This is a genomic window from Streptomyces sp. NPDC049970, assembly GCF_040660235.1.
In the GTDB taxonomy this organism is placed as follows: Bacteria; Actinomycetota; Actinomycetes; order Streptomycetales; family Streptomycetaceae; genus Streptomyces.
Genome location: NZ_JBFALP010000002.1, coordinates 118,884 through 133,632, shown reverse-complemented (window position 1 = coordinate 133,632; position 14,749 = coordinate 118,884). Strand labels below are relative to the sequence as shown.

Annotated in this window: 14 protein-coding genes; 6 read left to right on the top strand and 8 right to left on the bottom strand. The window is 70.9% G+C overall.

All coding sequences use genetic code 11. The annotated features are described in order from the left end of the window. Window positions 1-67 precede the first annotated feature (67 nt). Together AB0I83_RS03935 and clpS are read right to left on the bottom strand one after the other, a co-directional pair. Window positions 68-655, bottom strand: a complete 588-nt coding sequence (locus AB0I83_RS03935; protein ID WP_356533981.1) for a DUF2017 domain-containing protein — start codon at window positions 653-655, stop codon at window positions 68-70. Window positions 656-704: 49 nt separating this feature from the next. After that, a complete protein-coding gene (clpS, locus tag AB0I83_RS03930; protein WP_356533982.1) occupies window positions 705-1,013 on the bottom strand; it encodes an ATP-dependent Clp protease adapter ClpS in 309 nt (102 codons plus the stop codon). Window positions 1,014-1,101: 88 nt separating this feature from the next. On the opposite strand from clpS, the gene AB0I83_RS03925 reads away from it, so the two are divergent. Both AB0I83_RS03925 and AB0I83_RS03920 read left to right on the top strand, forming a co-directional pair. Continuing rightward, window positions 1,102-2,430, top strand: a complete 1,329-nt coding sequence (locus AB0I83_RS03925) for a nicotinate phosphoribosyltransferase (protein WP_356533984.1) — start codon at window positions 1,102-1,104, stop codon at window positions 2,428-2,430. Window positions 2,431-2,580: 150 nt separating this feature from the next. Then, complete coding sequence (locus AB0I83_RS03920) at window positions 2,581-3,165, top strand: isochorismatase family protein (RefSeq protein WP_356533986.1); 585 nt, start codon at window positions 2,581-2,583, stop codon at window positions 3,163-3,165. 15 nt (window positions 3,166-3,180) lie between these two features. On the opposite strand, the gene AB0I83_RS03915 is transcribed toward AB0I83_RS03920, so the two are convergent. Together AB0I83_RS03915 and AB0I83_RS03910 are read right to left on the bottom strand one after the other, a co-directional pair. After that, a complete protein-coding gene (locus tag AB0I83_RS03915) occupies window positions 3,181-3,525 on the bottom strand; it encodes a hypothetical protein (protein ID WP_356533987.1) in 345 nt (114 codons plus the stop codon). 122 nt (window positions 3,526-3,647) lie between these two features. Further along, the gene (locus AB0I83_RS03910) at window positions 3,648-6,047 is read right to left on the bottom strand and encodes an immune inhibitor A domain-containing protein (protein ID WP_363303503.1); all 2,400 of its coding nucleotides are present in this window, start codon (window positions 6,045-6,047) and stop codon (window positions 3,648-3,650) included. Window positions 6,048-6,428: 381 nt separating this feature from the next. Between AB0I83_RS03910 and AB0I83_RS03905 the strand changes: the two genes are divergently transcribed. Next, entirely contained in the window at window positions 6,429-6,725 is a 297-nt protein-coding gene (locus AB0I83_RS03905; protein ID WP_356533991.1) for a hypothetical protein, read from the top strand. An 11-nt stretch (window positions 6,726-6,736) separates the two neighbouring features. On the opposite strand, the gene AB0I83_RS03900 is transcribed toward AB0I83_RS03905, so the two are convergent. Continuing rightward, the gene (locus AB0I83_RS03900) at window positions 6,737-7,393 is read right to left on the bottom strand and encodes an RDD family protein (protein ID WP_356533993.1); all 657 of its coding nucleotides are present in this window, start codon (window positions 7,391-7,393) and stop codon (window positions 6,737-6,739) included. Window positions 7,394-7,507: 114 nt separating this feature from the next. After that, window positions 7,508-9,088, bottom strand: a complete 1,581-nt coding sequence (locus AB0I83_RS03895; protein WP_363303502.1) for an RDD family protein — start codon at window positions 9,086-9,088, stop codon at window positions 7,508-7,510. 217 nt (window positions 9,089-9,305) lie between these two features. Between AB0I83_RS03895 and AB0I83_RS03890 the strand changes: the two genes are divergently transcribed. Further along, window positions 9,306-9,782: an SsgA family sporulation/cell division regulator gene (locus tag AB0I83_RS03890; RefSeq protein WP_356533997.1), complete on the top strand. Its 477-nt coding sequence runs from the start codon at window positions 9,306-9,308 to the stop codon at window positions 9,780-9,782. 16 nt (window positions 9,783-9,798) lie between these two features. Here AB0I83_RS03890 and AB0I83_RS03885 read toward each other — a convergent pair whose 3' ends face one another. After that, entirely contained in the window at window positions 9,799-11,166 is a 1,368-nt protein-coding gene (locus tag AB0I83_RS03885; protein WP_363303501.1) for an FAD-linked oxidase C-terminal domain-containing protein, read from the bottom strand. Window positions 11,167-11,263: 97 nt separating this feature from the next. Between AB0I83_RS03885 and AB0I83_RS03880 the strand changes: the two genes are divergently transcribed. Then, window positions 11,264-12,937 (top strand): tetratricopeptide repeat protein, encoded by a 1,674-nt coding sequence (locus tag AB0I83_RS03880; protein WP_363303500.1) that lies wholly within the window; start codon window positions 11,264-11,266, stop codon window positions 12,935-12,937. Between the two features lie 53 nt (window positions 12,938-12,990). On the opposite strand, the gene hppD is transcribed toward AB0I83_RS03880, so the two are convergent. Further along, window positions 12,991-14,136 carry a 4-hydroxyphenylpyruvate dioxygenase gene (gene hppD / locus AB0I83_RS03875; protein WP_356534003.1) on the bottom strand — a complete coding sequence of 382 codons (1,146 nt, stop codon included), beginning with the start codon at window positions 14,134-14,136 and terminating at the stop codon, window positions 12,991-12,993. 123 nt (window positions 14,137-14,259) lie between these two features. On the opposite strand from hppD, the gene AB0I83_RS03870 reads away from it, so the two are divergent. After that, a complete protein-coding gene (locus tag AB0I83_RS03870; protein WP_031100141.1) occupies window positions 14,260-14,733 on the top strand; it encodes an Lrp/AsnC family transcriptional regulator in 474 nt (157 codons plus the stop codon). The last annotated feature ends 16 nt before the right edge of the window (window positions 14,734-14,749 follow it).

Genomic DNA, 14,749 nt, shown 5'->3' with positions numbered 1-14,749 from the left:
GGGATCGTTATTCGGATTTGAGCATCCGTTGAGCGAACCCGTATGTGCCGGGCGAAGCCGTAGGCCCTCAGCCGGGCATGAGCGTTTCGACGAGTGTCTCCTGGAGCGCGCCGAGCCAGAGATACGCCATCACCATCGGCTTGCGGGGATCACTGTCGGGCAGCCGGTAGAGCGAGCCGTCCCTGCCCTCGTCCTCGTCGGACACCTCCAGGCGGGTGCCGATGGTGAGCCGGAGGTCGTTGAGCGAGCCGAGCCAGTGGCGGCACTCGTCGGCGGTGAGGGTCAGCACGGCGCCGCCGTCCGCGACGGGCGAGAGCGCGTCGATCGAACGCACGACGGCGAGGGCGTCGTCGCGCTTGCGGGTGCGCAGGTCGTTCTCGGTGAAGCGGCGGAACTCGGCGGACGCCTCGCGCAGCTCCTTGTCCTCGTCGCCGTACGCCTCGGGGAAGAGCCGGGCGAGGGCGGGGTCGGAGGGCGGCTCGCTGGGCCCCTCGGCGAACAGCGCGGCGAGCGGGTCCTCGCCCTCGGCCGGTTCGTCACCGGGGCCGATCAGTTCGAGCAGCTGGACGGCGAGGGAGCGCAGGATCGCGATCTCGACCTCGTCGAGCGCGACGGACGCGCCGCCGCCTGGGGTGGCCTCGAAGTGGCCGGCCATGGATTCTCCGATGGTGGGTCGGACGGAGGGCGGGAGGGGAAGCGGCGGGTCAGTTCCGGTCCTGGGTCAGGGTGGCCCAGAGTCCGTAGCCGTGCATGGCCTGGACGTCGCGTTCCATCTCCTCGCGGCTGCCGCTGGAGACGACCGCTCGGCCCTTCTGGTGGACGTCGAGCATCAGCTTGTGCGCCTTGTCCTTCGAGTAGCCGAAGTAGGCCTGGAAGACATACGACACGTAGCTCATGAGGTTCACCGGGTCGTTGTGCACCAGCGTCACCCAGGGGACGTCGGGCTCTGGGACGGCGAAGGTCTCCTCGGCCGATTCGGGACGTTCGATCTCTACGGGGGCAGCAACGCTCACCTACCCCATGCTGCCACCAGGAAGGGCCTCGCGCATAAACGGAGGCCCCATCTCGTCACTTTGACGAATAGGGGGTAGCATCGCCGTCATGAACTCAGCGGACCTTGGGCGACGGGTCGGTGTTCCGTCGACCGCGCTCTTCACCGACCAGTACGAGCTCACGATGGTGCAGGCCGCACTGAAGGCGGGCACCGCCGACCGGCGCTCCGTCTTCGAGGCCTTCACCCGCCGCCTGCCCGAGGGCCGGCGCTACGGCGTGGTGGCGGGAACCGGCCGGGTGCTGGACGCGGTGGAGAACTTCCACTTCGACGACGAGATGCTCGCCTTCCTGCGCGACCAGAAGGTCGTGGACGCCGCCACCGTCGACTGGCTCGCCGACTACCGCTTCAGCGGCGACATCTGGGGCTACCCGGAGGGCGAGGTGTACTTCCCCGGCTCTCCGCTCCTGCGGGTCGAGGGCTCCTTCGCCGAGTGCGTGCTGCTGGAGACCGTGATCCTGTCGATCCTGAACCACGACTCGGCGATCGCCGCCGCCGCGTCCAGGATGTCGGCCGCGGCGGCGGGCCGGCGGCTCATCGAGATGGGTGCCAGGCGCACCCACGAACTGTCGGCGGTGGCGTCGGCCCGCGCGGCGTACGTCGGCGGCTTCCACACCACGTCGGACCTCGCGGCCGGCTTCCGCTACAACATCCCGACCGTGGGGACGAGCGCGCACGCCTTCACCCTGCTGCACGACAGCGAGCGCGACGCGTTCCAGGCGCAGGTGGACTCGCTGGGCCGGGGGACCTCGCTGCTGGTCGACACGTACGACGTGACCGAGGCCGTGCGCACGGCGGTGGAGGTCGCGGGGCCGGAGCTCGGCGCCGTCCGGATCGACTCGGGTGATCTGCTGCTCGTCGCGCACCGGGTCCGGCAGCAGCTGGACGAGCTGGGTGCCACGGAGACGAGGATCGTGGTCACCTCGGACCTGGACGAGTACGCCATCGCATCGCTGGCCGCCGCGCCCGTCGACGCCTACGGGGTGGGTACGCAGCTGGTCACCGGCAGCGGGCACCCCACCTGCTCGATGGTCTACAAGCTGGTGGCGCGTGCGCGGTCCGCCGATCCGGCCGACCCGCTGCTGCCGGTGGCGAAGAAGTCGCTGGGCGCGAAGTCGTCGAGGGGCGGCCGCAAGTGGGCGGCCCGCCGGCTGGACGAGTACGGGGTGGCCGAGGCCGAGGTGATCGGCACCGGTGAGGTCCCGGCGGAGCTGGCCGACAGGCAGCTCCTGGTGGAGCTGGTCAAGGGCGGCGAGGTGGTCGCCCGGGAGCCCCTGGAGGCCGCCCGTGAGCGGCACGTCGCGGCGCGCGCCGGGCTGCCCATGTCGGCGATGCAGCTGTCGCGCGGGGAGCCGGTGCTCCCCACGGAGTACGTGTGAGGTCCACGGGTACACGCAATGCCTGCCCGGCCGGGGAAGAAGAGCCCGTGTACCCCCTCCCGCGGGGTGCGGCGAGTCCCTAGGCTCGTCGGCATCCCCACCGCCCCAGTCCGCGGAAACCGCCGGACCCCCCACCGAAGGACAACCGTCATGCATCGCGCCTTGATCGTCGTCGACGTTCAGAACGACTTCTGCGAGGGCGGCAGCCTCGCGGTGGCGGGCGGCGCAGATGTCGCCGCAGCCATCACCGACCTGATCGGTGACGCCGGGCCCGGATACAGCCATGTGGTGGCCACCCGGGACCACCACGTCGATCCCGGCGACCACTTCTCCGCCTCGCCGGACTTCGAGCACTCCTGGCCGCCGCACTGCGTGGCCGGTACGGAGGGGGTGGGCTTCCACCCGAACTTCGCTCCCGCGGTGGCCTCGGGCGCCATCGACACCGTCTTCGACAAGGGCGCGTACGCCGCGGCGTACAGCGGCTTCGAGGGTGCCGACGAGAACGGCACCGGGCTCGCCCAGTGGCTGCGGGACCGGTCGGTGACCGCCGTCGACGTCGTCGGCATCGCGACCGACCACTGCGTACGGGCCACCGCCCTGGACGCCGCCCGGGAGGGCTTCGTCACGCACGTCCTGCTGGACCTGACCGCCGGTGTCGCCGAGGGGACCACTGAGCGGGCCCTGGCGGAGCTGCGGACCGCCGGCGTCCAGCTGTCCGGCAAACCGGTCGTCTGACCCCGCCCCGCGGGGTCAGGCCGCCGGGCGGGCGGGGCCCGCGTAGCCGGAGGAGCCCAGCAGGGCCCGGATCGGGTGCCAGAGCTCCTGGCCGGCCTGCGGTGCGGTCCGCCACAGCAGGCCGTCCGGGTGGTGCAGGACCGCCGTGATCTCGTCCGGGGTGGGCGGCTGGGCGTTGCCCCGGAGGTAGACGGCGCGCAGTCCGAGATTGCGCAGCCTGGTCAGGGCGCGCGCCCGGTTCGCCGCGTGGACGAGCACCCGCACGGGTGCTCCGGGTCCGGCTCCGTCCGCCGGACTGTTCAGGGCCAGTGCCACCACCACCGTGCCGTTGGGCAACCTGCAGAAACCTCCGCCTGCCATGCTTCGCGCTCCCCCGTGAGACTTCGTGTCAATAAGGATCCGGTAGGACGCACCTAAACACGATCGGCCGCCGCCCGCTAGAGGGCGACGGCCGATCATGTCTTGACCTGGTGTTTTGCCTACTACTTGCCCGAGGGCCCGACCTTGACCGTCATCGTCGAGCCGCTGAGCGGCTCGTTCACGATGGTGAGCCGGGTGTTGGTGTCAGAAACCTTGACACTTCCCGTCGGGTTCTCCTCGTACCAGTACGTGCCCTTGCGGTCGTCGAAGACCGGGACGCCCAGCGAGGGCTTGATCTTCAGCGCCACGTCCGCGTTGTGCAGCGTGAAGCCCTTGTTCGGGTACCAGCTGAACGGCGCGTCGAAGGGCTGGATCTTGTTGCGCAGGAGCGAGCCGTTCGTCCACTTCAGCGGCTTGGCGTGCGAGTCCACCGGGAGGATCAGACCCTGGCCCGGGTGGACCGAGGTGTTGTTGTCCTTCTGGGCGGTGTCCCAGAGCCAGACCATCAGGCCGTTCTGGTACGAGTAGTGCTCGACCCAGTCCGGACGGCTGGCGGAGAAGCCGAAGTTGTACGGGCCGACCTCGAGGGTCTTGTCGTACGAGACGTACTGGCGGTTCTCGGCGATGTAGTACTGCGGGTAGTCGTTGGTGAACGACTCACCGATCCGCGAGAAGCCCTTGGCGGTCCAGCCGTTGTCGTCGCCCTCGGCGTTGTCCGTGAAGAGCACGGCGCCGTCGGCGGTGACGGTGATGGCGTCGGCCGTGAAGCCCTTGCCGCCCGCGCCGCCGTCCGTCTGGTAGCGGAAGCGGAGGTCGATCTTCTTGCCCGCGTAGGCGTCCAGCGGGAAGGAGAGCTTCTTGATCGCGCCGGAGACGTCGGTCAGGGCCGGCTTGTCGCTGGCGTCGCGCGGGATGGCCTTGCCGTCCGCCGTGCCGTCGAGCGCGGTCCAGCTGGTGCCGCCGTTGTCCGAGACCTCGGTGTAGAGGTAGTCGTAGTCGGCCTCGATGTCGTACCAGCCGGACAGGTCCAGCGAGGCGGACGTCTTGCCGGTCAGGTCGACCGAGCGGGTCAGGGTGTTCGACAGGTCGTCGCCCATGTCGCTCCACCACTGCTTCGAGCCCTCGGCGGGCTTCGTGACGGTGGTGGTGACTTCCTTCTCGGGCAGCTCGACGACGAGCGCCTGCTTGTCCTTGGTGTTGTACTCCGAGACGCCCAGCTTGTGGGTCGACCTCGTCGCGGCCTTCGCCTTGTCGTAGTCGAGCCAGCCGAGCTGGAGCTTGTCCCAGGCGGTCATGTCGCCGGGGAGGTTGCCGATCTCGCCCTTGCCGGTGCCGAGCCAGGAGCCCGCCGACATGAGGGACCAGAAGCCGACCGAGTTCTCACCGCCGCCGGAGGTGTCGTACAGGTCCGGCAGGCCGAGGTCGTGGGCGTACTCGTGGGCGAAGACGCCCAGTCCGCCGTTCTCGGGCTGCGCGGTGTAGTCGCCGACCCAGATGCCCGTGTCGCCGATCTGGGCGCCACCGGCCTTGTTGTTGGCGGGGCCCGTCGCACCGGCGTTGGTGCCGTAGGCGTACCAGCGGTGCGCCCAGATGGCGTTGGTGCCCTCGACGCCGCCGCCCGCGGACTCGTCCTCGCCGGCGTGGACCAGCTGGAAGTGGTCGATGTAGCCGTCGGGCTCGTTGAAGTTGCCGTCACCGTCGAAGTCGTAACGGTCCCACTGGTCGTACTGCGCCAGGTCGGCCTTGATCTCGGCCGGCGTACGGCCCTTGGCCTTCTGGTCGGCCGCCCAGGCGTTGACGCCGTCTCGGACGGTGTCCCAGACGTTGGCGCAGTTGGTCGAGCCGCAGTAGTTGGAACCGTAACGGGCCTCGTTGTACGGGACCTTGACCCAGTCGGAGACCTCGCCGTCGACCGAGTAGCGCCCGGAGGACGTCTTCTCGTAGTAGGTCTTCAGCGAGTCCTTGCCCTTGCCCTCACCGAAGTAGAGGTCCTGGAAGTGGGCCTGGTTGTAGTCGGCCTGCCAGGCGGTGCTGTTGTCCTTCGCCGGGTCCGGCTCGGCTATCTCGTTGTGCTGGGGGCCGGGCGTGCCGCCGTACTTCTTGACGGGCGGCTTGGGGCCGTCGCCGTCCGGGTCGAACATCGTGGTGTCGTCGACCTGGTCGCCGAACTCCACGAGGATGGTGAAGATCTTGTCGGTCTTCTCGCGGCCGAGCTCGACGTACTTGCTCTTGCCGAGCTTGACGACCTTGGAGCCGCCGCGGGCGGTCACCTTCTTGTCGCCCGACAGGACCTGCTCCAGCGCGGCCTGCCGCTGGGCGTCCTGCTCCTTGCTGAAGGGGCCTTCGAGGTCGTGCTCGTGCGCCTTGGCCGGCGCGGGGTCGCGCCGGTCGACGATGGAGGCGCCGGATCCCGATGCCTTCCCGTCGGCCTGAGCGGTGGCGAAGGCGGATGCCGTCGCGGCGCTGGCGGCCAGGGCCACGATCACGGCGGTGGCGCGTAGCGCCCGTCTCTGAGTGGTCACTTGATGCAGTCCTCCCCGGCGTTCGCGTCCGCGGCCAGGGGGTAGTTACGGGGCCGCGCGCGTTTAACGCGTCACAAGTGACGACATTCGATCGGAGTTATGAGAGAAAAGACAGATCTTGACTTGGACAGGCCAAGTGCACTATGTGGGAGCCAAGTCCCGCTATCCGGACGAACATTCGAGCCGGTGGGCCGCCCGACCGGCGCGCCGAAACTCGTTGCCGTCGACAACGTGACTCCGTGCGCCCCCTGTGCACCGGTACCGTGGGTTAGGTCACGCTTACTACCCGTTCCTCACGGGCATCCACCGTCTTAGAGTCGATTGACAGTGCGAACGAGTCGAGAGACTTCCCCATCCGACGCCCCGAGGACGGATAACGCCATGCCGCGTCCGACTGCCGCACAGTTCTTCTACGGTTCGGCCACCGTCGTCTTCTCGGCGCTCGCCATGCTGCTCCTGTCCCGCACCGAATCGGGCCCCGGCGTGGCCGCCGTCTGCGCCGCGGCGCTGGCGCTGGGCCTCCTGGTCGCCATGACCGTGCCGCTGCCCGCCCGTACGAAGAAGCCGGTGGAAGCCGCGTCGCCGTCCGCCGCGGCCCGCGCGCACCGCACGATCGCGGACATCGAGCTCGCCGCCGCGCAGCGCGAACGCATCGGCGAGCACTCGCTGCGCAGCTGAACGGCCGGCCCTCATCGGGTGCTGACGACCACGGTCTTGCCCGCCTTGTCCTGGAGGCCCTGCCGATAGGGCTTGTCGGTGAACATCAGCACGATGTTGATGAGCCACCACAGGCACGGGCAGCAGAGCAGCGCCGGGAGCCAGAGCACGACGGCACGCATCAGCGAGGAGCTCGTGTCGGGCACGGAGCCGTCGTTGAGCATCGCGACGCGCAACTTCAGCAGCCGCTTGCCGAGCGTCCTGCCGTCCTTGTGCGTGAAGTACGTGTCGTAGGCGACGTACACCACCAGGCCGATCAGCGACCAGACCAGCTGATGCCCGGTGTAGGTGTTGCCGATCGCGCTGCCGAAGTCGTCGCCGTCGTCCGAGACGTCGACCGCCCCGCCGAAGGGCAGGGAGATCAGGTACAGCGGGATCGAGATGATGAGGAAGTCGATCAGCCGCGCCAGGATCCGCTTGCCCGGCTCGGCCAGCGGAGGCATGCCGGCCAGCGGATCGGCACCACCGTAGGGGCCCCCGCCCCCGTACGGGTCGTTCGGCGGAGGCGGCGGAAGGGGGCCACTGCCGTACGGCGAACCGCTCGGCGGGGGCCCCTGCGGCGGCCGCTTGGAGAAGGGGTCGTCCTCGGGAGGCTGACCGGGCGGCGGAGGCGGTGGTTCGTTGCTCATGGGGGCAGTGCACCCCGGCCCGTGGGGGCCCGCAACGGCTGAGGTGCTTTCGGGGGACGGAGCGTCAGCACACGGGGGACGGTCCGTCAGCACACAGGTGTACGGGAGCCGCCCTCAGCCCGCGACGAAGGTGTGGGCGGCCTTGTCGTGCCAGCACTGGCGCCACGGGCGGTCGACCAGGCACCAGAGCACGTTGGCCACGCCGACGACGGCCAGGCCGAGCACGCCGTAGACCAGCCAGCGGCGCAGCGCAGCGCCCAGGGAGGGTGAGTCGTGGGACTCGATGTCACGCACTTCGAGACCGCACAGCCTCTTGCCCAGGGTGCGACCCCACTTGGCGGTGGGCAGGGCCTCCAGGAGGACGCCGAGCACCAGGAACACCGCGAGCACCCCGCCGAACAGGCCGGCCGTCGTGGAGTCCAGCAGCCAGACGGTGACGGTCTCGCCGGACTGCTCGGCCGCCTCGATCTTCCGGTCGATGTGCTCCAGCGCCCGGGTGACCAGCGGAAGGCCGGCGGCGCCGACGAGCGCGCCGAGGACGACCGTGTCTACGAGCCGCGCGATCAGCCGCCTGCCGAGCCCGGCAGGCCTGGCGGAGGCCTGGGCGCGCGCCAGTTGCTGGAAGGGGTCGTCGACCGGCGGCTTCCAGGGCACGACCGGCTGCTGCTCGGGCCGGGCACCCGGCTGCGGGGACGGCGTCGGGCTCTGCAGCGGGGACCGCTGCTGGCTCACGTGCCGGGGGCTCATCTGCTGCGCCCCGGGATGGTGTTCGGGCCGGGCGAGCTGGTGCGCCTGCTGCGCCCAGGACGCGGAGCCGCCACCGGAGCCGGGTGTCAGGGGCGTGTTCAGCTGTGGCGCCTGGGCCGCCGGAGCCGGCTGAGCCTGAGGGGCCTGCGCCCGAGGTGTCTGCGGGCCCTGCGGTGCGGCGGACTGCGGTGCGGGGGACTGCGGTGCGGGGGCGGCGGGCTGCTGGGCAGCGCCGGGTCGCACGGCGCGGATCGCCATCGTGCCGCCGGCGGGGGCGGGGTCTTCCTCGCGCGGGGGGCGGGTCGCGCCGCCCGGCCCCACGGCGCGGATCGTGACCGTGCCGTCGGTGGGCGGGCGGTTGCCGTCCCCTGCGGGGGTGTCACCGGGCCGCCCGGCCCGCACCGCGACAGCACCGCCGGCGGCCCCGTCGTCGCCGTCGCGCATACCGGGCAGGGCGCCGCGCGTAGGGTCCGGTACGGCTGCGGCACGGGGGTCGGCGGACGGCGCGGTGGACTGCGCCGGAGCGGAGTCGGGGGTGCGCGGATCCGGCCCGCCCCACGAGACATGGCGGTCCCGGTCACCGCCGAAGCCGGTCTGCCGGGAGGTGTCGGCCTGCCAGGCGGCAGCGGACCTGGGGCGCCCGGGGGCGTCGGACTCACCGGTGCCGGTGCCGGTCCCACGTGCGCCGTCGGTGTCGTCGGGTGCCTGGACCTCGTCGAGGTACATCGGGCCGGTCTCGTCGGCCCGGGCGGCCGGCGGTGCCGCGTCCGCCGGAGGGACGGGCGGCGGCACGGCGGCGGCGGCTCCGCTCTGCCGGGGGGCGGGCCGGCTGGTGCCGGGGACCCAGGAAGCGCCGTTCCAGTACCGGACGTATCCGGGAATGGACGGGTCGGGGTAGTACCCCTCGCGGGGGTGTTCGTCACCGGGTGCCGGGGTTGGGGCGCTCATCACCGTGGTCCCGTATCTCTTCGAGGCCTCAATACAAGGGTCCACATCTATCAGAACACCGGGCACCCCCGGGCCTGTCCTGTCGTTTGGACCACTTTCCAGGTCGGGGGAAGTTTTTCTGGGAAGTCGCGTCATAGACGTACGGGAGGGCGGTCTCTCCTTGTGCGGGCCGGTCACGGGACCGGACCCTGTGAGCATCGGAAGGTCGTGCACCGTCATGCAGAACGCCGTGGAACGCGAACTCGAAGTGAAGCTGGTCCTGTCGCCGGAGCGCTCCGTCCCGGTGCCCGCCCGCCTGTCCTACCTCACCGACGATCCGTACGCCGTGCACATCGCCTTCCACATCGGCTCCGAGTGCCCCGTGCACTGGACGTTCGCACGGGAGCTGCTGGTGGAAGGGGTGTTCCGGCCCTGCGGACACGGGGACGTGCGGATCTGGCCGACCAAGGTCGGGGACCGGGCCGTCATCTGTATCGCCCTCACCTCGCCCGACGGCAACGCCCTGCTGGAGGTGCCGTCGGTCGCCGTCGCCGCCTGGGTGGAGCGCACCCTGCGGGTGGTGCCGCCGGGGACCGAGAGCACCCTGCTCGGACTGGACGGTGCACTGGCCGAGTTGCTCACCCCGCTGCCCGCCGACGACCTGTGGCTGAGCGACCCCTGGTCCCAGGACGAACCCCAGGACGGTGAGGCCTGACAGGCGTGCGGGCGGGTCAGAACAGCTTGCCCGGGTTGAGCAGCCCCAGCGGGTCGAAGGCCGCCTTGACCCCCCGCTGCACCTCGACGCCGACATCGCCCAGTTCACGGGCGAGCCACTCCTTCTTGAGCACCCCGACGCCGTGCTCACCCGTGATCGTCCCGCCCAGTTCGAGGCCGAGCGCCATGATCTCGTCGAAGGACTCCCGGGCCCTGCGGGACTCGTCGGCGTCGGTGTGATCGAAGCAGACGACGGGGTGCGTGTTGCCGTCGCCCGCATGGGCGCACACCCCGATCGTGAGGCCGTACTTCTCGGCGACGGCGGCGGTTCCCTCGATCATCGCGCCCAGCCTGGAGCGCGGCACGCACACGTCGTCGATCATCGTGGCGGACTTGACGGTCTCCAGGGCGGGCAGGGACAGCCGGCGTGCCTGGAGCAGGAGTTCGGACTCGGCGGCGTCATCGGCGGGCACGACCTCGGTGGCGCCCGCTTCGGTGCAGAGCTCTCCGACGGCGGCGAGGTCGGCGGCGGGATCGGGCGTGTCGAAGGCGCAGAGCAGCAGCGCCTCGGTCGATTCGGGGAGGCCCATGGAGGCCATGGCGTTGACGGCACGCACGGTCGTACGGTCCATCAGTTCGAGGAGTGACGGGGTGTGTCCGCGCTCCATGATCCGGCACACCGCGTCGCAGGCGGCCGACGCGGAGGGGAACTCGGCGGCGAGCACGAGCTGTCGCGGCGGCCGGGGCCGCAGCGCGAGGACGGCTTTGACAACGATGCCGAGGGTGCCCTCCGAACCGACGAAGAGCCGGGTGAGGTCGTATCCGGCGACGCCCTTCGCGGTACGGCGGCCGGTGTTCAGGAGCCGCCCGTCGGCCAGGACGACCTCGAGCCCGAGGACGTACTCGGCGGTGACGCCGTACTTCACGCAGCACAGGCCGCCGGACGCCGTGCCGATGTTGCCGCCGATGGTGCACATCTCCCAGCTCGACGGGTCCGGCGGGTAGTACAGCCCGTGCTCGTCGACGGCCCGGGACAGCGTGGCGTTGACGACGCCCGGTTCGACCACCGCGATCCGGTCGACCGGACTGATCTCCAGGATCCGGTCCATCCTGACCAGGGAGAGCACGATGCAGCCGTCGGACGCGTTCGCCGCGCCCGACAGTCCGGTCCGGGCGCCCTGGGGCACCACCGGCACCCTCAGCTCGGTCGCGGTCCGCATGACGTGCTGGACCTCCTCGACCGTGCGCGGCAGCACCACGACGGCGGGGGTGCCCGCGTCGCAGAAGCTCGCCATGTCGTGGGCGTACGAGGCGGTGACGTCCGGGTCGGTGATCAGGGCCTCGGCCGGAAGACCCGCGCGCAGTTGTTCGAGAAGAGCGTCCATGATCCAAGCGTGACACCCAGGGCCAATGGTGTGAACCCGTCTGCGTCAGCGTTCCCGCAGCGCGATGCGATCTTCGTACTGACGCAGAGTGATGGCCATGGATGCCAAGCCGCAGCAGAACCAGGAGCCGCCCACCTCCACCCTGCCGCCCCAGGGTGCGACGTCCGTCCCGCCACCACCGGCCACGATGCGCACCACGCTGCGCAGGGCGGCGTTCGGCGCGATGGCCGGCGCCGTACTGGTGGCCGGTGCGGTGATCGCCGTACCGGACGACGCCGAGGAGAAGGCGGCGCCCGCACCGGGGCCCGTCGCGCGGGCGGAGACCGCGGCGGCGGCCGGCTCCCCCGCGTCCCTGTCCGACCTGACGGCGCTGATCGGCGACCGGCAGAAGTGGGTGGAGACGCATCCCTCCGACGCGCAGTCGTGGGCGGTGCTCGGCACGGCGTACGCGGAGTGGGGGCGACGGTCCGCGGACGCGGCGTACTTCACCCGGGCCGAGCAGGCGCTGCGGCGCTCGCTCGCCGCGCAGCCCGGTGAGCGCGGGAACTCGGCGGCCTGGGTGGGGCTGGGCACACTGGCCAACGCCCGCCACGACCACCTCGCCGCGAAGAAGTGGGGTGAGACCGTGCGCGCGCGGCAGCCGAGGACCTGGACGGCGTACCCGGTGCTGATCGACGCCTACAACGGCCTCGGCGAGTACGCGGCGGCGGCCAGGGCGACGGAGAAGTTCGGGACCCTGCGCAAGGGCGCCCCCGCACTGGCCAGGACGGCCGAGATGTACCGCAACCAGGGCTGGCGCGAGGACGCGCTGGCGACCGCGCAGGAGGCGGCGGACCGTGCCTCGTCGCCCGCCGAGAAGGCGGCTTCCCTGCACCGCCTCGGCGACCTGGCCGCGGAGCGCGGCGAGCCGGCCGAGGCCCTCGCGCAGTACGAGGCCGCACTGCGCACGGACCCCGGCCACCTCGCCTCCCGCGCGGGCCGGGCCCGTGCGTTGACGGCGCTGGACCGCACGGACGAAGCGCTGGCCGACTACCGGACGGTGACGTCGAAGCTGCCCCGCCCCGAGTACGTGCTCGAACTGGGCGAACTGTACGAGTCGATGGAGCTGGACGGCGACGCCCGCACCCAGTACGCGAAGCTCCGCGAGCTCCTCGCGCAGGCGAGGACGGCCGGGGTCGACGAGTCCCTGACCGAGGCCCGCTTCGAGGCCGACCACGGCGACCCGGAGGCGGCGGTGGAGCTGATGCGCACCGCGTGGGCCTCGCAGCGCCGCAGCGCCGAGGTCGCGGACACGCTGGCCTGGTCGCTGCACCGGGCGGGACAGTCGGAGGAGGCGATGCAGTACGCGGACCAGGCCGTGGAGACGGGCGTGCGGGACGCCTCGTACGCCTATCACCTGGGCGCGATCGAGGCCGCGCTCGGCCAGGACGGGCCGGCGCGCGGCCACCTGGAGGAGTCGCTCCGCACCGACCCGGAGTTCTCGCCGCTGGCCGCTCCGCTGGCGCGGCAGGCCCTGGAGGCGCTGGGTGATCCGGCGTCGGGCGGCCCGGAGGACCTGCGTCCGCCGCCCGAGCCCTCGGCCCCGTCGTCGCCCCAGGCCCCGTCTCCGTCTCCGTCTCCGTCGTCGTCTTCGTCTTCGTCGGCGGGGCCGGAATCCCCAGCGAGGCCGGAGCAGGCGGCGGAACCCCGGCAGGAGCCGGAGAAGGAGCCGGGGCGGTCGGCGGCCCCGTCACCGCAGACGACGAAGTCCGGCGCCGCGGCGAACGTGTAAGGGCTGTCGAGAGGGGCCCTCCTCCCGGCCGGGAGGAGGGCCCCTCAGCAACGCTAGAGGTTGCCGCGCTTCTCCTGCTCGCGCTCGATCGCCTCGAACAGCGCCTTGAAGTTGCCCTTGCCGAAGCCCATCGAGCCGTGGCGCTCGATCATCTCGAAGAAGACGGTCGGACGGTCCTGGACCGGCTTGGTGAAGATCTGCAGCAGGTAGCCGTCCTCGTCGCGGTCGACCAGGATCTTCAGCTCGCGCAGCGTCTCGACGGGGACGCGGGTCTCGCCCGCCCACTCCCCCAGCGTGTCGTAGTACGAGTCCGGGGTGTCGAGGAACCGCACACCGGCCGCGCGCATCGCCCGCACGGACGCGACGATGTCGTTGGTGGCGAGCGCGATGTGCTGGACGCCCGCGCCGCCGTAGAACTCCAGGTACTCGTCGATCTGCGACTTCTTTTTCGCGATCGCCGGCTCGTTGATGGGGAACTTCACCTTCAGCGTGCCGTCGGCGACGACCTTCGACATGAGGGCGGAGTACTCGGTGGCGATGTCGTCGCCCACGAACTCCTTCATGTTGGTGAAGCCCATGACCTTGTTGTAGAAGGCCACCCACTCGTTCATCCGGCCGAGCTCGACGTTGCCGACGCAGTGGTCGACGGCCTGGAAGGTCCTCTTGGCGGCCGGCTCTACGATCGGGTCCGCCGCCTCGTAGCCGGGGAGGTAGGGACCGTCGTAGCCGGAGCGCTCGACCAGGGTGTGGCGGGTCTTCCCGTACGTGGCGATGGCGGCCAGCACGACCGTGCCGTGCTCGTCCTTGGCCTCGTACGGCTCCGTGATTCCGGTGGCGCCGTGCTCGACGGCGTAGGCGTACGCCTTGCGGGCGTCGGGGACCTCGATGGCCAGGTCGACCACGCCGTCGCCGTGGGCGTGCACGTGGTCGGCGAGGAAGGTGCCCCACTCGGTGGACGCCTTGACGACGGAGGTGAGGACGAAACGGGCCGAGCCGTTGGTCAGGACGTAACTCGCGGTCTCGCGGCTGCCGTTCTCCGGTCCGGAGTAGGCGACGAGCTTCATGCCGAAGGCGGTCGAGTAGTAGTGCGCCGCCTGCTTGGCGTTGCCCACGGCGAAGACCACCGCGTCCATTCCCTTGACCGGGAAGGGGTCGGCCTGCCTGGCGGTGTCGGGGCTGGTGTGCAGAGTCTCAGTCATGACCGAAGGTTCCCGCCGCTCCGCAAGGTGCGCAACAGTTCGCGCATCCGCTGGTCAATGTGTTCAGCGTGGCGCGAGGATGGGCGGGCTATCTGTACAGGCTGACCATCGGGGAGACGGATCGTGGCGATCGATCATCTGGACGGCCGGCTGATCCTGCTGCTGGCCCGCGAGCCGCGCATCGGAGTGCTGGAGGCCTCACGGCGGCTCGGGGTGGCGCGCGGGACCGTGCAGGCACGGCTGGACCGGCTTCAGTCGAATGGCGTCATCCGCGGCTTCGGCCCGGACGTGGACCCGGCCGCGCTCGGCTACCCCGTGACCGCGTTCGCGACGCTGGAGATCAAGCAGGGGCAAGGCGCGGACGTAAGGACCCACTTGAGCGGCGTGCCCGAAGTGCTGGAGCTGCACACCACGACCGGGCACGGGGACATGTTCTGCCGGCTGGTCGCCCGCTCGAACGCCGATCTCCAGCGGGTGATCGACCGCGTGGTCGGCTTTGATGGCATCGTCCGGGCATCTACGGCCATCGTCATGGAAAACCCGGTACCGCTGCGTATTATCCCGCTGGTTGAGCAGGCTGCAGAGGACACCGACTGAGCCTACGGAGCAACAT

Bases quoted from the DNA above. Each gene is read 5' to 3' on its own strand.
- AB0I83_RS03935 (WP_356533981.1), bottom strand. From the start codon at position 655: ATGGCCGGCCACTTCGAGGCCACCCCAGGCGGCGGCGCGTCCGTCGCG.
- AB0I83_RS03925 (WP_356533984.1), top strand. From the start codon at position 1,102: ATGAACTCAGCGGACCTTGGGCGACGGGTCGGTGTTCCGTCGACCGCG.
- AB0I83_RS03920 (WP_356533986.1), top strand. From the start codon at position 2,581: ATGCATCGCGCCTTGATCGTCGTCGACGTTCAGAACGACTTCTGCGAG.
- AB0I83_RS03915 (WP_356533987.1), bottom strand. From the start codon at position 3,525: ATGGCAGGCGGAGGTTTCTGCAGGTTGCCCAACGGCACGGTGGTGGTG.
- AB0I83_RS03905 (WP_356533991.1), top strand. From the start codon at position 6,429: ATGCCGCGTCCGACTGCCGCACAGTTCTTCTACGGTTCGGCCACCGTC.
- AB0I83_RS03900 (WP_356533993.1), bottom strand. From the start codon at position 7,393: ATGAGCAACGAACCACCGCCTCCGCCGCCCGGTCAGCCTCCCGAGGAC.
- AB0I83_RS03895 (WP_363303502.1), bottom strand. From the start codon at position 9,088: ATGAGCGCCCCAACCCCGGCACCCGGTGACGAACACCCCCGCGAGGGG.
- AB0I83_RS03890 (WP_356533997.1), top strand. From the start codon at position 9,306: ATGCAGAACGCCGTGGAACGCGAACTCGAAGTGAAGCTGGTCCTGTCG.
- AB0I83_RS03885 (WP_363303501.1), bottom strand. From the start codon at position 11,166: ATGGACGCTCTTCTCGAACAACTGCGCGCGGGTCTTCCGGCCGAGGCC.
- AB0I83_RS03880 (WP_363303500.1), top strand. From the start codon at position 11,264: ATGGATGCCAAGCCGCAGCAGAACCAGGAGCCGCCCACCTCCACCCTG.
- hppD (WP_356534003.1), bottom strand. From the start codon at position 14,136: ATGACTGAGACTCTGCACACCAGCCCCGACACCGCCAGGCAGGCCGAC.